Raw genomic sequence first — 16,531 nt, 5'->3', positions numbered from 1 at the left:
GCAAGTATATCAAATTTATCGAAGCTGCTCTAAACGCTCTTTTTTACTACCGATTTCAGTTATCTGGATACCAAAATTTCCGTCCACTATTACAACTTCGCCAAGTGCGATTACCTTATCGTTAATAAGGATCTCAAGAGGATCGTTTGCAAGCTGATTTAGCTCTATTACGGAGCCTATATCCATGCTTAAAACATCTTTTAAAAGCATTTTTTTAGATCCGATTCTAACTCTGATAGGCAGCCTAACATCCATAATGAGATTGATATTTTGAAGTTCGGTTGGACTTAGCTCCATCTTATGTTGCCCTGATTTTTCACTGGCATCAGAACCTTTTTTTTGATCTTTATTAAAAAAGCTAAAAAATGAAAAATCTACAACAACGCCTATCTGCTCACTAATATCTTCTATATTTACATTGTAAATATAGATTTTTTCAAAGCTGCTTATATCAAAATTTGAGTCTTCGTCTATAAAATTTACCTTTGAAATTTCAAAATTGAGCTTTGGCAAGGTTTTTTGAGCTCCAAGTGATGTAGAAAAGGCTCCTAAGATATTTGAAAAAACCTCTTTGGTAGCATCCAAATCATCTTCGCTTAAACTTTCATTTCGTGAAATTTCCTCTTCTCCCATCATCCATTCACCTATAGCACTCATAAGCACAGGAGTTGCCACAAGCATTATCTTAGCCGTTATATCACCGCTAACATTTATATTTGCTACAGCAATAGGCGGCTTAATGCCTTCTTGACTTGGAGCGTCAAATTCAGCCTTGGCACCAAATTCAGGAGTCCTACCGGTAAGTCCCTCGATAGTAGCCTTGCATTCATTTATAAAAATTTCAAAAAAATCATTCATTATATTCATCGCTCTCTTCCATCATATTTTCATCATACTCGTTTTCTTCTTGCTCATAGCTCATTAGCCTAGCCTTTCGCTCCTCTTCATATTGCTCTAAGATATGCTTAATCTCATCTTTATCGGTTCTGATAAGCTCTTCTATCTTTATTGATTTTCTAAATCTATGAAGCCCTACTTCTGCTAAAAAGACCTCTTTTTTGTCTATAGTGACAATAGCCCTATTATCGGCAGAACGATCAAGACGTAGTATGTCGCCTTCTTTTAAGTTTAAAAACTCATTTACGCTTATTACCGCCTTACCCAGTATCGCCTCATATAATACTTCGGCACGACCTATTAGCGTCTTTAACTCTTTGTTTCTGCTCTTTTTAGCACTTGTCTCACCAAGCATTATATCACGGTTCGCAAGACGTGATAAAATCGGCTCAAGATAGATAACAGGATAGCATATATTTATCATTCCGCTTGAATTGCCGACTATGATCTCCATGACAACCATTATTACGATTTCGTTTTGAGAGACTATTTGAACGACATTTGGGCTACTCTCTTTGGCCTCAACGTTTGGATACATATCGGTAATAATACTCCAACTGTCTTTTAGCCTTTGCATCATCATTCTAAGTATCGCGTCAAGCAAATTTACCTCTATATCGGTTAGCTCTCTACTTGTCTCAAACCCTTCACCATTACCACCCAAAAGCCTATCTATCATAGGAAAGGCTATACTTGGATTTATCTCAAGTACGCAGTTGCCATCAAGAGGTTTGATTGAAAATACGTTAAAGCTAGTTGGACTTGGCAAACTCATCAAAAACTCGCCATAAGTCATCTGGTCTACGCTATGAAGTCTAATTTCTACAATACTTCTCATTACGCTTGAAATTTGAGAAGCCAAATTTCTCGCAAGTTTATCGTGTATGCCTTTTATGGCACGAAGCTGCTCTTTGGAGACACGATTTGGTCTTTTAAAGTCATAGATTATAATCTGTCTTTGATCCTCGCTAGACGAACCCCCTATGCCTATATCGGCACCCTCTGCGTCCTCATCTACGACTTCAAGCAGTGCATCTATCTCTTCTTGACTTAAAATATCCGCCATTATTTACCCTCAAGTCTCTCTCTTAGTTTATTCATCAACCTTTTATGAATTTGTGAAATTCTTCCTTCGCTAATTTGCAAAACCTCGCTTATCTCCTTTAAGCTTAGCTCTTCGTAATAATATAACTGGACGACGAGTTGATCGCGCTTATCAAAAGTAGATAAAATTTCTTCTATTTTCTCTATCAAATTCTCTTTTTCTATCCTATCAAGAGTGTTTTCTTCGCTCATTATATCCATTTGATCGTCTATTCCAAGAGTCACTATTACTGAGCTTACATTTCTGGCGTCTCGAATTTTTTCTATATCTTCACCAAGAGTATCTGCCAGATACTCATCATCGGGCTCGCACTCATACTTATTAAAATACTGGTCCACAAGAGTATCTATTGATTTTATAAGAGTTCTACTAGCTCGGCTTACCACATCAAGTCCTCTTAAAAAATCAAGCATCGAACCGTAAACACGCTTTTTAGCATACCCCCAGAAAGAATCATTCTGCTCTTTATCATATTTTCTGGAGAGTTTTATCATCTCCTCTACGCCTATGCCTATAAGGTCGTTTACATCAATAGTAGCAGGCAAACGCTCTTTGAGCCTAAAGGCCATAGCCCTAAGTGCGGGCATATATTGCAAAACTATATCATCTTGCTCTTTTTTTATAGTTGCGGAATAGGCATTAAGCTGCTTTTGCTTTAGATTGTCCATTATTATTACTTAATGTCTGTTTTATAAGCGCATTCTCTACAGCAAGTTTAGCAAGCATACTCTCGATTCTTTTCTCCCTTACGCTAAGTTCAGTAATCAAATAATCAGCACTCTCCTCATGTTCATGCTTATTAAAATGTCCTTTAAAAATATTCCTTACATCGATGTAGTTCATTATAACAATATGTATCAGAAGGTAGAAAAAGAATGTTATCAAAAAAGTATATATCATCATCTCTATAGGCTCATCAACCTTTAAAGTAACAAACATAAGCCCTATAAAAAAACCGCATACAGTAAAAAAAGCTATAAAATTTTCCGCTCGCAAAATAACATCCTATTTTAAAATTGCTCAATCAACCGCTTAAAAAAGCTGCCAAAGCTTCTATTTTCGCTTGTATCAAGCACTTTTCGTTCCAATCTATAAAGCAGTTTTGATGCTATCTCCTTTAGTTCTCCGCTGCTTGTCGAAAATTCAGCGTCATCTGTAAATAAAGTCCTTTGCTTAATACTCTTTGATACGTTCTTATTTTCGCTAAGATAGCCTATTAGCTCAAGGTTAAGATCATTGGTAATATTGGCCTTGGCGACTTTTCGGATGTTTTCAAAGATTTTAACAGCCTCTTTATCATTTTTCACCATATTAAAAAGCATAAAGATATTGTTTTTTACTCTTGAAGTTACCTTTATAACAGCATAAGCATCGGTAATTGCGGCAGGATCTGGCACCGTGACTACTATAACCTCATCAGCAGCCTCTAAAAATAGATGAGTATTGCCTCCTATTCCGGCCCCTGTGTCTATTATTAAAAAGTCAAGATCATTTAAAGCGCTAGCCTCATCCAAAAATCTCTCGTATAAAAATTGATTATTAAATTTTAAAATTTCATCCCCACTCTCTCCGGGAATCAGGATTAAATTTGGCTTGATTTTTACTAAAATATCATTTAAAGAGCATTCGCCTTTTAATACGTGAAGTAGGTTTTTATTAACTCTTACATTTAAAATCACGTCTAAATTTGCAAGTCCGATATCAGCATCAAATAATGCTACTTTGTAGCCGTTATTAGCCAAAACATTTGCTAAATTTGCACTTATAGTACTCTTACCGACTCCACCCTTACCGCTTGTAACAGCGATAAAATGAGTGCTTCTAGGAACCATGCTTGAAGAGACAAGAGTCTTTAGCTTATTAGCTTGATTATTCATCTTTACTCTCCTTGCTGTATCCATCCAATATACACTCTACTAAAAATTCACTCTTAGCTTCCATTAGATCATCAGGCACCTCTTGCCCTACACAAAAGTAACTCACAGGCGTATTTGTCTCGTAAATAAGAGAGAATACGTTTCCAAAAATTTTAGTCTCGTCAAATTTAGTAATTATCAAAGTATCTATGTCAAGAAAACTAAAACCGTTATAAATTTCTAATAAATCCTCCGCCTTTGATCCAGCAGAGAGAACTAAATTTACATCTATTTGAGCGTCAGCACTCTTTAAAAACTTTTCAAGTCTAGCTAATTTTTCTTTATCATACTGAGAATTCCCGGTAGTATCTATCAAGATCACATCGCAGTGGTTTAGCTGCTTAAGAGCATCTTTAAAATCATCCACTTCAATTACGTCAAGTATCGGCAACTTCATCATCTTGGCATATTGAAACAATTGCTCCACAGCTCCGATTCTATATGTATCAAGAGTGATTATTCCGGTTTTATACCTTATATCCTTACCGTAGGCAAAGCGTGCCGCAAGCTTTGCTAGAGTCGTTGTCTTGCCAACTCCGGTAGGTCCTACTAGCATCATAATACGTTGTTTTCTATTTTTTTGCTCGTTTCTGCAAGGAAGCATTTTACGAAGCAAGGAGTAAAAATATCTTTTTACCGCATTTGGATTGGTTTTCATAGAAGTAGGCATATTTTCAATCGTAATCTGCATAATTGAGTTTAAATGCTCATCTTTCATACCGCTTTTTTTCGCAGCTTTATATATGCTCGCAAACTCAGGCGGTATAATGAGATTATTTCTGCTAGAAGCCCTATCCTCCCAGAGCATATCCATCATCAGATTTACCTTATCTCCGATGGCGTTCATCTGCTTTGCCACATCATCTATTTTTTTATTATAAGATGGATTTTGTCCTTCATTTGGGCTGGTTTCCATACTCATCTTTGTTATTTCACTTATCTCTTTTGCAGCCTTTGATATATTTATTAGTATATCGTTATCTTTGTTTGTATTTTTTTTATTTCCAAACAGCTCATCATCAGGCACAAAATCGCTATTTTTAGGCTCTTCTATAATCTCAAATTTAGGAGCTTGATTAATATTTTGAAATCGATCGTAGCCCTTTAAACTTACCGGCTTTAAAGGCTGCTTTTGCGGCTCATCCTCTTCAACACTAACTAAAATTTCATATAAAGGTTTTTTATTTATGGTCTTTGGCTGAATCTGCTTAGTAGTTACCAAAATCGCTTTTTCACCACACTGAGCTCTAGCTTTTTTTAGCGCTTCTATACTGCTTTCACCTGTAAATGTATGAAATTTAGTTGCCAAATCTACTCCTTTTAAAACCCATTTTCATCACACCAAGCGGTAAAATTACACTTAGTCTCTCTTCTGCTCCTTTATGTGGAAGAGTAAGCCTAGAGTCATTTCTATTTCGCCCACTAAAATACAATATATCTACATCAAGCGTTCTTGGCGCATTTTTAAAACTTCTTACACGCCTAAATCGCCTCTCTAAATTTAAAGTTACTTTCAACAAGGCTCTCGCACTAAGGCTAGTTTGAATCAAAATCACAGCGTTGTAAAAATCCGCCTGTTCTCTAAAACCAAATGCCTCATTTACCAAAATTTGAGAACTCTCTACTAAATTTATCCGCTTATCATCTTGCAAAAGTCTAAAAAACTTATCAAAACGCCTTTTAGAGTCCCCTATATTTCCACCTATGCCCAAAAGAACGCTATATTTAAAATCGGATTTAAAACTTAAAACTTTTGGAAAAAAAACGCTTCTAACAAAGCGTCTCATTCCCTTTAACCTCATAAAATTTCAGCTCCGTTTTCTCGAACTACAACCACATCCTCGATTCTGACGCCAAATTCATTCTCTATATATACTCCTGGCTCCACGCTAAAAACCATCCCGGCTTTTAAAAGCGTTTTGTCTTTCATCGATATCCTTGGAAGCTCATGTATATCTACTCCCACACCATGTCCTGTAGAGTGGAAAAACTCCTTTTCAAAGCCGTGCTTAGATATAAATTTGCGCGCTACATCATCTATCTCTTTGGCTTTTTTGCCTATTTCAATAGAGTTTATGGCCAAACTTTGAGCCTCTTTTACGATCTCGTAAACCTCTTGATGTTTTTGATTCTTAAATTTTTGCTCTTTAGAAAAGTTAAAATCGGCTGTAAAACAAGCTGTTCTTGTTCTATCAGAGCAGTATCTTTTAAATTTTACTCCGGCATCAAGCAGGAGTAAGTCACCCTCTTTTAGTCTCTTTTTGCTTGGTAGCGCATGCGCTTTGGCTGCATTTTCATTTATCGCCACAATCGGAGAGAAGCTAAGCTCAAGTGATCCCTTTTGCTTAAATATGAGCTCAGCGTTAAAAAATAGCTCCTCTTCGCTCATTCCTTCGCCTTTTTCTCTTACAAATTTTGCAAATTCATCAAAGCATTTAGCTCCTAATCTTGCGGCTTCTTTTAAAATTTTAACCTCATCTTCGCTCTTTAAAATACGTGAAATTTGCGAAAAATTAGGCTTTGGTTTAAAATTTATTTTTGAATTTTTATTTAGCTCTTCAAACTCTGCCACACTAAAATCACAAGGATCGAAGGTCAAATTTTTAACTCTTTTGTCTCGTAAAAATTCTCTGACGTCTTTTATCAAGCCTCTTTGAACCTGCAATACTTGACAGTTTTTAGCTAACTCTTTAGCCTCTATCCCGTATCTAGCGTCTGTTAAAAAAAATCTTCTGCCACTAATATCGACAAAGAGCGCATTATCACAGCTATATCCGCACTCATGATATATGGCATTTTCATTTTTTAGAATAAAATTTCTCATGATTTTTTAATTATTCTTGTGTATTTTGAGCCTGCCTTACCGCTTTGATTTGCTCGAAAATTTGAAGCATTGCAATCATTGCCAGATGATATCCTACAGGTCCAAAACCAACTATTTGGCCGGCGGTTACCGCAGATATCATGCTCTTTTGGCGAAATTCTTCTCTGCGGTAAATATTGCTGATATGAACCTCTATCGCAGGTAAGCTAACAGCGCTTAATGCGTCTCTTATGGCAATAGAGCTATGTGTATAGGCTGCAGGGTTTATTATAATACCGTCAGCATCTCCGTAGCACTCTTGAATTTTATCCACAAGCTCACCCTCTAAATTACTTTGAAAAAACTCTATATCCACATCGTTTTGCTCTGCAAAAATCTTCATCTGATTATGGATATCCTCCATCTTCATAACGCCGTAAATAGATGTCTCTCTAGTGCCCAGCATGTTAATATTTGGTCCTTGAATAACCATAACCTTAAATTTTTTATCCATAGCATTTCCTTTTTGTAAATTTTAAATTTAGCTTTAATTATACATTTTTATTTCTAAATTTTTGTTTTTATCAGCCGTTGCTTCATCCGATCATATTGAAGCTTTGAAATAAGAAAATTTTGTTACAATCACAACAAAAAAAGGTTAAAAATGACTATTTTAAAGCCAAAATTTATAATGCTCTGCGATGAAAATTTCACTATTTTACAAGATAAGGCAGTTGCTTTTGACGACAAGATAATAAAAATAGGCGAAGCGAGCGAGCTAAAAAAAGAATTTAAGAATGCCGAATTTATAGAAGAAAAAGAAGCAATCCTGGCACCGGCATTTATAAATCCGCACGTTCATTTAGAGTTTAGCGCAAATAAAACCAGTCTAGTTTATGGGGATTTTTTAGAGTGGCTAAGTAGCGTAATAAACTCTCGCTCTACGCTTTCGCAGCAAGCTAATGAAGAAGTTATAAAATCCGCCATAAAAACCATGCAAAAAAGCGGAGTAGGCACTATAGGTGCGGTTTCCAGCTTCGGAACAGACCTCAAAGCCTGTGTTAATAGCTCTGCTAGAGTAATATACTTTAACGAGATTTTAGGTTCAAATGAGGAATTTTTAGATGTAAATTGGCAGGGCTTTAAAAAGCGTTTCGATGAGAGCGTGAAATTTAAAAGCGAATTTTTCACTCCTGCTATATCTGTTCACTCGCCATACTCTACACATCCAAATTTGGCTAAAGCCGCTATAAATCTCGCAAAAGAGCAAAATTTACTAGTATCAACGCACCTAATGGAGTCAGATCACGAAAGAGAGTGGCTAAAAAGTGGCGTAGGCGGATTTAAAGAGTGGCTTGGTAAATTTAGTAAATTTCCAAAACCTCTTTATAGCGTGGATAGTTTTATTGAGCTATTTAAGGACGTTAGAACTCTTTTTACGCACTGCGTTTATATGAGTGATTTTAGCAAATTTGATAACTCTATTCACAGCGTTACGCATTGCGCTTTTTCAAATAGGCTACTAAGTAAAAAGACTTTGAATTTACAAAATTTATTAGATCAAAATATCTCTTTCAATATAGGCACAGACGGGCTTAGTTCAAATATAAGTCTAAATTTTTTAGACGAATTGAGAGCTAATTTATTAATCCATAGCGATTTTGATTTAAAAAATTTAGCTAAAATTTTGCTCCTTGCATCCACTTCATGGTGTGCAAAGTCCCTAAATTTAAATCTTGGAGAGATTAAAGAGGGAAAACTGGCGGATATGGCATTGTATGATAGATTTGGTAACACAGAGCAAGATGGGCTTGCTTTGATGTTTTTGTTACACGCAAAAGAGTGCAAAAAGCTATATATCCAAGGCAAACCTTTAAATTTAGACTAATAAGGAAAGAAATTGAATTTTTTAAAACTACTTTTCTCGCCGATAGTTGCGATATTTAAATTTATAAATGAATATTTTAAAACTATGATTTTTCTCTTAATCTTATTTTTGATATTCATCTACCCTGATTCAAAGGGCGTACATACACCAAATTTGGTCCAAATAGATATAAGTGGCATGATCTTAGATAGCCAAAAGACGCTAAAAGAGATACATGAGGCGACCAAGGATGATCATATCAAAGGTGTTTTGCTGTTCATAGATAGCCCCGGAGGAGCTCTTGCGCCAAGCACAGAGATAGCTATGGCGGTAAAAAAATTAAGAGCCGAAAAACCCGTGATAGCTTATGCGGGCGGAACAATGACTAGTGGAAGCTACTACTCCGGAGTAAATTCAAATAAAATTTTGGCAAATCCTGGCTCGTTTATAGGCTCGATAGGAGTTATAATCCAAGCCCCAAATATAAGCGAACTAGCGAGTAAAATCGGAATATCCCAACAGGTTGTAAAGGCAGGGGAGTTTAAAGAGGTAGGAACCTTCGCTAGAGAGTGGAGCAGTATTGAGCGAAATGAGCTTGAAAAACTGGTCAAAAAATCTTACGATATGTTTGTAAAAGATGTAGCCACTGCAAGAAATTTAGATATCAATAAAAGCCTAGAGTGGGCCAATGCCAGAGTGTTTTTAGCCTCTGACGCCAAAAGAGTAGGGCTTATCGACGATGTGAGTGATTATTACTCTGCAAGAAAAGAGATAGAAAGCCTAAGCGGTGTAGCTACTCCTGTATGGAAAGAGAAGCACGCTTACGAAAGAGCCTTGGAAGGGATTTTCAAAGAGGGTGTAAATAGCCTTATAAACGCGGTTTTTACAAACAAGATTAGATAGGCTTATTTGATTATCTTATACCAACCGTAATTATCACTGCCAAAATTTGAGCCAAACACTCTTTTTAGCCTTAAATTCGCTCTTAAATTTTGCAAATTTTTAAACTCGCTTGATTGATAGATTAACACCCAGCTTACTCTTTCATCAAGTGAGTTTAAAAAACTCTCCCCGCCTTCAAACATCACAAGAGGAACTTTAAAAGCCTTTTCAAGACTATTTGATATCTCAACGATTCTACCACTAACATTAAAAAGCGGAATTGTTCTGTCAAAATTTTGAGTCCTAGAGTAGATAAGAATATCCGGATTTTTACCATTTTTTATAAGTCTGATATCAAGAGTCGGACGATCTGTTCGCACTGTATTGCCACCTATTACAAGCAGATCTGATGCGCTTCTTAGTCTATGCATATGAGTGCGGCTTTGTTCGCTTGATATGACTCCGCCGGTGGCTACTCCATTTGCGCAAAGGGCTATTTTAAAAAAGCTGAAATTTCCACTTTGCCAAGACAAAAAAGGCTCTATAAGCTCATCAGCTCTATCTTTTAAAACATCGAATTTAAGCTTGATATTTCCGTCTCTTAAAATTTCAGCCCCGCCACTTGCCTTTTTATTCTCATCTCGCCTAGCTATTATGACCTCTTTAAAACCTAAAACTTTAAGCAGATTTGCACAAGGGGGAGTTTTTCCGTGATGGGAGCACGGCTCAAGGGTTACATAGGCCTTTGAGTCCTTTAAAATACCGTTATGATTAGCCAAAATAAACTCATAAAGCTCATTTGAGCCATTTGGAAATTTAAAACTTGGATTTATTTTTAAAAGTGCCGATTTCACTGCATTTAGTTCAGCATGGGCCTCTCCGGCTCTTTCATGAGCTTCGCAGGCAAGAAGTGCACCGTTTTTATCTAAGATCACACAGCCGACCGCAGGGTTTGGATAGGTTAAAATCTGGAATTCCCAAGCCTTTTGCAAGGCTAAATTCATATAAAATTCATCGTTTATCATATAAAAACCAAAAGTTACAAAAGAATATAGACAAAACCTATATTCAAAATAAGCCTTTAGAAGCGTTGTCCGATTGTAAACTCAAATGAGCTGGTCTCATCTCCTGGCTTATCGTTAAGCGGTTTTGCAAAAATCAGTTGAAGCGGTCCTATAGGAGTGATCCACTCTATACCTGCGCCGGTTGAGTATCTTGTATTCTCATTTATACTGTTTTGACCTATCTTGCCGTAATCAAAAAATAACACACCACGCATTTTTACCCTATCTATTATAGGAAAACTAAGCTCAAATGAGTTATTAAAAGATATAGTTCCTCCCGTTTCATCTCCATATTGGTTTTTAGGGGAGACTGTCCTTGAATCATATCCCCTTAAATTTTTAATACCACCTAAATACAGCTTCTCGTTAATAGGCACATATCCTCTATCCCAAATTTTAGCAAAATTTGCCTTGTATCTTAAGATTAAATCATAATCAATCCACTCCCTAAGCCCAAAATACCAGTTAAATCCCGTTCTGCTTTTTATAAATTTCTCATCTCCGCCAACTCCTGCGTATTCAAGGCTGGTAGTGGCTATTATGCCGGTTCTTGGCAAATAATAATCATCTGTATTATTATATGTAATAGACGGAATAAAGGCGCTTTTTAGACTTTTACCCTCTTTATAGCCTGTCCTAATAAGTGTCTCGTTTAGCTTTTTAATATTACTTTGCTCTATGACATACCCTATCGAAGCGCTTAAATTTCTAGTCAGTTTTCTTCCTAAAACAGTATTGAACCCGTAAGATCTTTCGTCATAGTTATTCCAATCGTAATCGTTGGCATATAGAGTCCCTCCTAAGCTATACTCAGAATCAAATATTCTAGGATTGGTAAGGCCAATCTGTCCTGAAAGCTCATTATCGCTTCTATCTACGCTCAATACGCCTTTCATACCGCTACCAAATACGTTTGTATCAGATACACTTGCATTAAGCAGTAGTCCATCAGAGCTTCCATATCCTATACCACCGCTTATTGATCCAGTTGAGGCCTCTTTGACATTTACTAAAAGATCAACCTCATTAGCTCCCACCCTCTCTTCTTTTATCTCCACATCTTCAAAGTATCCGGTTCTCTTAAGCGCTGTTTTACTATCTTCAAGATCAGTTCTGCTGTATAAATTTCCTTCTGTTAAATAAAGCTCTCTTCTAACAACCCTATCTACGGTTCTATCGTTTCCTGAAATTTGAACGTTTCTGATATACGCCTTATCTCCAGGAGCCACCTCGTAAACTATGCTCACGCTCTTATCTTGGCTATTCTTATCCGTTCTTGGCATAACTTTTACAAAAGCGTATCCTCTATCGGCCACTATATCATCAAGCTTTTGCATATCTCGTCTAAGCCTCGCCGAATTCATCCTATCGCCCGCTTCTAGTTTAAATTCTTTTAAAATTTTTTCCTTATCAAGCTCTAAAAACTCAGGTGCTTCTATATCAACACTAGATACTCTGTAAGGCTCACCCTCACTGATATAGTAAGTAAGCTCTGCAGTATAGTTATCCATATAGGCATTTAGATATGGCGTAGAAACCGTAGCGTCAAGATAGCCCTTTTGAAAGTATTTATCTTGGATTCGTCCCGGATCGTTTGGTAGCTCAAAAAGTTTTACTTTTCCGTCATTTCTGCCCCACATCCAACCCATAAATTCACGTTCTTTATTAGCCACAACAGGCTCTATATCGCTATAATCAAAAACTTTTGCACCTACTAAATTTACCTTTTGAATTATGATATTTTCACCACGATTTACATTCAAGGTTACAAATAAACTACTGTCATTGCCAGCTACACTCTCTTTGGTTACATCCACAACGGTATCAAAATAGCCCTTTGACTCATAAAACTGTCTAATGCGCTCTTTTGCTCTACTGATAGCGAGTTCGTCATACATATTTCCTTGTTTTATGCCGATTAGTTGATCTATCGTAGTCTTATCGTTTGTTACAACGCCTTTTATATCAAGTCTTGCTATACTCGGTTTTTCTTTTACGATGACTAGGATATTGCCATCGCTTTCTTCGATGTAAATATCGTCAAAATAGTTTTGTTTAAATAAATTTGAAATTGCAGCATCGCTATTTTCACCAGTTAATTGATCTCCTACTTTTAGCCCCATAATATCTTTTGCAACCTCGGGAGATAGGCGTAAAAGACCTTTGAAATTTATAGACTTTATCTCTACAGCACTGCCTAAACATGCCGCGGCAAGTATTAAAAAAACGCTTTTTTTCATTGAATTTAACCTAAAAATGAGTATTAGGCGGTATAATAACACATTTTAATTTTAAACAATATAAATTTACAAAGGCTTTTTATGAAAATAGGCATCATCGGATTAGGGCTAATCGGTGGCTCTTTAGGACTTAGCTTAAAAAATGAAAAATTAATCTCTTGCGTAAGCGGACTTGATTTAAATAAAGAGCATGAACAAAAAGCACTGGAGCTTGGCTTGGTACATGAAATTTTAACCCTTGACGAGATGAAAAAAAAGTGCGATATGATATTTCTAGCTATTCCTGTTGAAGCGATAATAAAAATAGTAAAAGACCTTGAAGACATAGATGAAAATACTACAATAATTGATCTTGGAAGCACAAAAGAGAAGATTATAGAGGCAGTTCCTGAAAAAATAAGACAAAATTTTATCCCAGCTCACCCTATGGCAGGTACGGAATACTCAGGCCCACAAGCAGCTTTTCCTGGTTTATTTAAAGATGCCGTTGTAATAATTTGTGACTTTAAAGAAAGTAGCGAAAAACATGTAAAACGCTGTGTAGAGCTATTTTCTCATATTGGCATGAAAATTGTGTTTATGAGCGCAAAAGAACACGATCATCGCACAAGTGTAATATCTCATCTACCTCACGTCATCAGTTTTTCACTTGCATCAAGCGTATTAAAAAAAGAAAATAAAAAAGACATTATCGCACTTGGTGGAACAAGCTTTAAGGATATGATAAGAATAGCAAAAAGCTCACCAGTAATGTGGAGCGATATTTTTAAACAAAACAAAGACAACCTAATAAACGCAATAGATATGTTTAAAAAAGAGCTAGAAGATTGCGAAATTTTAGTTAAAAACGAAAAATGGGACGAACTTAAAGACTGGATGAGCGAGGCCAGAAAGATACGCGAAATTTTATAAATTTACTCCAAATTTATAGCTTTTTAGTAAAATCTCCGAAAATATATAGGTTTAAGGATTATTTAATGAGAAAAAATAGATCAAATTTTATAGCTTATAGTGTACTTTTTGTTTTAATAGTTGCTGGAATTTTTATGCTGTTTAGCTCAAAATCATTCGAGAGAGAAAAACCGCTAATATCCATAGAAGATAAAATTTATTGGAATTTAACATCGCCTCTGTCTGTAAAAATCACCGATGAAAGCGGTATAAAATCCTTAAAAATAAGCATGCTTGATGCAGAGCATCAAATGATTTTAACTAACCAAAATTTTGAAGCCCCTCTGGATATTTTAGATATAAATTTATCATTTCCAAAGACCGGATTTCAGTCTCAAAAAAAGAATTATACCATGAGCATTGAAGCGATTGATGCGAGCAAATGGGGCTTTTTTATGGGAAACAAGCAGACAAAAAATGTTGAAGTCATAGTCGATGGCAAAAGACCTGAAGTAAACATCCTAAATCACTCCTACGCAATCAATAAAGGCGGAAGTGCAACGGTCGTATTTAAGGTAACGGACGAGAGATTAAAAGAGCTATATATACAGACAAATTTCGGCAAGAAATTTATACCTTCTAAATTTTATAAAGATGATTACTATGCCTCTTTAGTAGCTTGGCCCGCGACACAAAGCTCGTTTAGTGCAGATGTAGTTGCAATAGATTATGCGGGAAATATCACAAAGAGCAAGATAAGATTTTTTTATCAAAATAGAAACTACAAAAGCTCAAAGATAAAACTTGATAACCAAAATAGATTTTTAAACGAAAAGATACCTGAACTAGCCGCACAATACGCACAAAACCACGAATCAATGTCAAATTTAGAAAAGATGAAATTCGTAAACGAGAATTTGCGCGGAGCAAACGAGAAGCTAATCTCGGATATCACATCAAAAATATCCGAAGATACTATAAGCGAATTTAGTCTAAAAAAATTCTATCCCCTTAAAAATGCAAAGGCTGTTGCAAGCTTTGGTGATCACAGATATTATACCTTTGAGGGGCAAGATATCAGTGAATCTTGGCATATGGGACTAGATCTTGCTTCTACTAAAAATGCCAGTATTGTAACAAGTAATAACGGTACAGTGGATTTTGCCGGGGAGAATGGAATTTACGGACAAACCATCATTATAAATCATGGCTTTGGAATATTTTCACTATATGGACACTGTAACTCGATAGCGGTAAAAACAGGAGATCAGATAAATGCAGGAGATCATATAGGAGCTACTGGTGTAAGCGGACTTGCCATGGGAGATCACTTGCACTTTGGAATGATAGTTCAAGGCATCGAGGTAAGACCTGAAGAGTGGATGGATACAAGCTGGATGAGAGATAATGTCTTAAATGTTTTAAATGCCGCAAAAAAGATGATTGATGGTAAATAAAATTTATTATTTGTTACTAAAAAATTGTATAATACGAAAAATTTAGAAAATTTAAAAGGAAAATTTTGCAACAAACAACTATAAAAAAGGCTGTAGAAGGTGTTGGAATAGGTCTTCACAAGGGTGAGCCGATAAAAATAATCTTAGAGCCTATGAGTGCAAATACAGGTATAGTTTTTTATAGAAAAGATCTGGGTATAAGTTTTAAAGCGGAACCAAAAAATGTTATAAATACTCAAATGGCAACTGTTATAGGCTCTCAAAAAGGCTATATATCGACAATAGAGCATCTGTTGTCTGCAATTAGCGGATACGGAATAGACAATATACGTATAGTTCTTGACGCAAACGAGGTTCCCGTAATGGACGGAAGTGCAATAAGCTACTGCATGATGCTTGATGAAGCCGGCACTGCTAAACTCAATGATCACAAAAGAGTAATTATAATAAAAAAAGAGGTTGAAGTCAGCAAGAACGGTAAATTTGCCAAAGTGACGCCGTCAAAAAATCCAAAATTTGATTTTACAATCAAATTTGATCACCCTATAATAGGCGAACAAAGATACCTGTTTGAGTTTAGCAAAAGTGCATTTATAGAGGAGATTGCCAGAGCTAGAACTTTTGGATTTTTAAAAGATGTTCAGATGCTAAGAGCCAATAATCTAGCCCTTGGTGGAAGTCTTGATAATGCCGTAGTAATAGATGATACTAGGATTTTAAACCCGGAAGGACTTAGGTTTGAAAACGAATTCGTAAGACACAAAATCTTAGATGCAATTGGAGATCTTAGCCTAATGGGCGCTCCTTTAATGGCTGATTATACATCTTTTGCTGGAAGCCATGAGCTAAATCACGAACTTACTTTAGCGATTTTAAGTGATGCTAAAAACTATGAAGTTGTGACCCTAAAAGATCAGCTATCACTTGAATACCAAAAGGTATTTGCATAAAAAATATCCAAATTTTAGTCATAGCGCTCACTTCTCCACTTTTATTTGGTATATATGATGAAAAAGGTGAGTTTATACAAGAGATACAAAGTGATAAAAAATCCGATGAGGCTTTAATAGAAATAATAGATGAAATTTTAAATAAAAACAGATATAAAATTTCAAAAATAATCTATGCAAATGGCCCCGGAAGCTTTATGGGTATAAAAGTTTCATATATAATTTTAAAGACATTAAGCATCATAAAAGAGTGTGAGTTTTACGCAGTAAGCGGTTTTGAACTAAATGACAATGCACCTATACGTGCAAATAAGGCTCTAAGTTTTGTTAAATTTCAAGACGAGATTAAGTTGGAAAAAACTGAAGCAGGAAATTTCAAACTGCCATCAAATTTAGATGTTTTAAATTTAAATTTTGATACTCTACCAAACTATATTATCCAAGCGGTTTAGGAGTTGT

17 protein-coding genes are annotated in these 16,531 nt (G+C 35.8%); 6 read left to right on the top strand and 11 right to left on the bottom strand.

Going from position 1 to position 16,531, the window contains the following annotated elements; genetic code table 11:
- Positions 1–15: 15 nt before the first annotated feature.
- Genes fliY through aroQ form a run of 9 tightly spaced genes read right to left on the bottom strand, consistent with a single transcriptional unit; the run spans position 16 to position 7,235 of the window.
- Positions 16–861: a flagellar motor switch protein FliY gene (fliY, locus tag CDOM16190_RS03700; RefSeq protein WP_170018958.1), complete on the bottom strand. Its 846-nt coding sequence runs from the start codon at positions 859–861 to the stop codon at positions 16–18.
- The gene (fliM, locus tag CDOM16190_RS03695; protein WP_169973329.1) at positions 851–1,963 is read right to left on the bottom strand and encodes a flagellar motor switch protein FliM; all 1,113 of its coding nucleotides are present in this window, start codon (positions 1,961–1,963) and stop codon (positions 851–853) included. Before fliM ends, fliY begins: the two co-directional genes overlap by 11 nt.
- Positions 1,963–2,670: an RNA polymerase sigma factor FliA gene (locus CDOM16190_RS03690; RefSeq protein ID WP_170018929.1), complete on the bottom strand. Its 708-nt coding sequence runs from the start codon at positions 2,668–2,670 to the stop codon at positions 1,963–1,965. Before CDOM16190_RS03690 ends, fliM begins: the two co-directional genes overlap by 1 nt.
- Complete coding sequence (locus tag CDOM16190_RS03685; protein ID WP_170000670.1) at positions 2,642–2,998, bottom strand: hypothetical protein; 357 nt, start codon at positions 2,996–2,998, stop codon at positions 2,642–2,644. The genes CDOM16190_RS03690 and CDOM16190_RS03685 overlap by 29 nt, the downstream gene beginning before the upstream one ends.
- A 14-nt stretch (positions 2,999–3,012) precedes the next feature.
- Complete coding sequence (locus CDOM16190_RS03680; protein ID WP_170000671.1) at positions 3,013–3,879, bottom strand: P-loop NTPase; 867 nt, start codon at positions 3,877–3,879, stop codon at positions 3,013–3,015.
- Entirely contained in the window at positions 3,872–5,227 is a 1,356-nt protein-coding gene (flhF, locus tag CDOM16190_RS03675; RefSeq protein ID WP_170018928.1) for a flagellar biosynthesis GTPase FlhF, read from the bottom strand. Before flhF ends, CDOM16190_RS03680 begins: the two co-directional genes overlap by 8 nt.
- Positions 5,217–5,720, bottom strand: a complete 504-nt coding sequence (gene folK, locus CDOM16190_RS03670) for a 2-amino-4-hydroxy-6-hydroxymethyldihydropteridine diphosphokinase (RefSeq protein WP_170018927.1) — start codon at positions 5,718–5,720, stop codon at positions 5,217–5,219. The genes flhF and folK overlap by 11 nt, the downstream gene beginning before the upstream one ends.
- The gene (locus tag CDOM16190_RS03665) at positions 5,717–6,742 is read right to left on the bottom strand and encodes a M24 family metallopeptidase (RefSeq protein ID WP_170018926.1); all 1,026 of its coding nucleotides are present in this window, start codon (positions 6,740–6,742) and stop codon (positions 5,717–5,719) included. Before CDOM16190_RS03665 ends, folK begins: the two co-directional genes overlap by 4 nt.
- A gap of 10 nt (positions 6,743–6,752) precedes the next feature.
- Positions 6,753–7,235, bottom strand: coding sequence for a type II 3-dehydroquinate dehydratase (gene aroQ, locus CDOM16190_RS03660; protein WP_170018925.1), 483 nt, complete (start codon positions 7,233–7,235; stop codon positions 6,753–6,755).
- Between the two features lie 150 nt (positions 7,236–7,385).
- Here aroQ and mqnF point away from each other — a divergent pair, with 150 nt between their 5' ends.
- Positions 7,386–8,609, top strand: coding sequence for an aminofutalosine deaminase family hydrolase (gene mqnF / locus CDOM16190_RS03655; RefSeq protein ID WP_170018924.1), 1,224 nt, complete (start codon positions 7,386–7,388; stop codon positions 8,607–8,609).
- Positions 8,610–8,621: 12 nt separating this feature from the next.
- The gene (gene sppA, locus CDOM16190_RS03650; protein ID WP_170018923.1) at positions 8,622–9,491 is read left to right on the top strand and encodes a signal peptide peptidase SppA; all 870 of its coding nucleotides are present in this window, start codon (positions 8,622–8,624) and stop codon (positions 9,489–9,491) included.
- Between the two features lie 2 nt (positions 9,492–9,493).
- Here sppA and ribD read toward each other — a convergent pair whose 3' ends face one another.
- Positions 9,494–10,492, bottom strand: coding sequence for a bifunctional diaminohydroxyphosphoribosylaminopyrimidine deaminase/5-amino-6-(5-phosphoribosylamino)uracil reductase RibD (ribD, locus tag CDOM16190_RS03645; protein WP_170018957.1), 999 nt, complete (start codon positions 10,490–10,492; stop codon positions 9,494–9,496).
- 59 nt (positions 10,493–10,551) lie between these two features.
- Positions 10,552–12,774 (bottom strand): outer membrane protein assembly factor BamA, encoded by a 2,223-nt coding sequence (gene bamA / locus CDOM16190_RS03640; RefSeq protein WP_170018922.1) that lies wholly within the window; start codon positions 12,772–12,774, stop codon positions 10,552–10,554.
- Positions 12,775–12,855: 81 nt separating this feature from the next.
- Here bamA and CDOM16190_RS03635 point away from each other — a divergent pair, with 81 nt between their 5' ends.
- The 4 genes from CDOM16190_RS03635 (at position 12,856) to CDOM16190_RS03620 (ending at position 16,524) form a co-directional block, all read left to right on the top strand.
- Positions 12,856–13,686 (top strand): prephenate dehydrogenase, encoded by an 831-nt coding sequence (locus CDOM16190_RS03635; protein ID WP_170018921.1) that lies wholly within the window; start codon positions 12,856–12,858, stop codon positions 13,684–13,686.
- Between the two features lie 65 nt (positions 13,687–13,751).
- The gene (gene pgp6 / locus CDOM16190_RS03630) at positions 13,752–15,122 is read left to right on the top strand and encodes a peptidoglycan metallopeptidase Pgp6 (RefSeq protein WP_170018920.1); all 1,371 of its coding nucleotides are present in this window, start codon (positions 13,752–13,754) and stop codon (positions 15,120–15,122) included.
- Positions 15,123–15,187: 65 nt separating this feature from the next.
- Positions 15,188–16,072 carry a UDP-3-O-acyl-N-acetylglucosamine deacetylase gene (gene lpxC / locus CDOM16190_RS03625; RefSeq protein ID WP_169973345.1) on the top strand — a complete coding sequence of 295 codons (885 nt, stop codon included), beginning with the start codon at positions 15,188–15,190 and terminating at the stop codon, positions 16,070–16,072.
- Entirely contained in the window at positions 16,051–16,524 is a 474-nt protein-coding gene (locus CDOM16190_RS03620) for a glycoprotease (RefSeq protein ID WP_349644374.1), read from the top strand. Before lpxC ends, CDOM16190_RS03620 begins: the two co-directional genes overlap by 22 nt.
- Positions 16,525–16,531: the final 7 nt, after the last annotated feature.

It is taken from the genome of Campylobacter sp. RM16190, from assembly GCF_012978835.1.
Lineage (GTDB): Bacteria > Campylobacterota > Campylobacteria > Campylobacterales > Campylobacteraceae > Campylobacter_A.
Note: the sequence above shows the minus strand (reverse complement) of the source record. Positions and strands in the feature narration are given on the sequence as shown.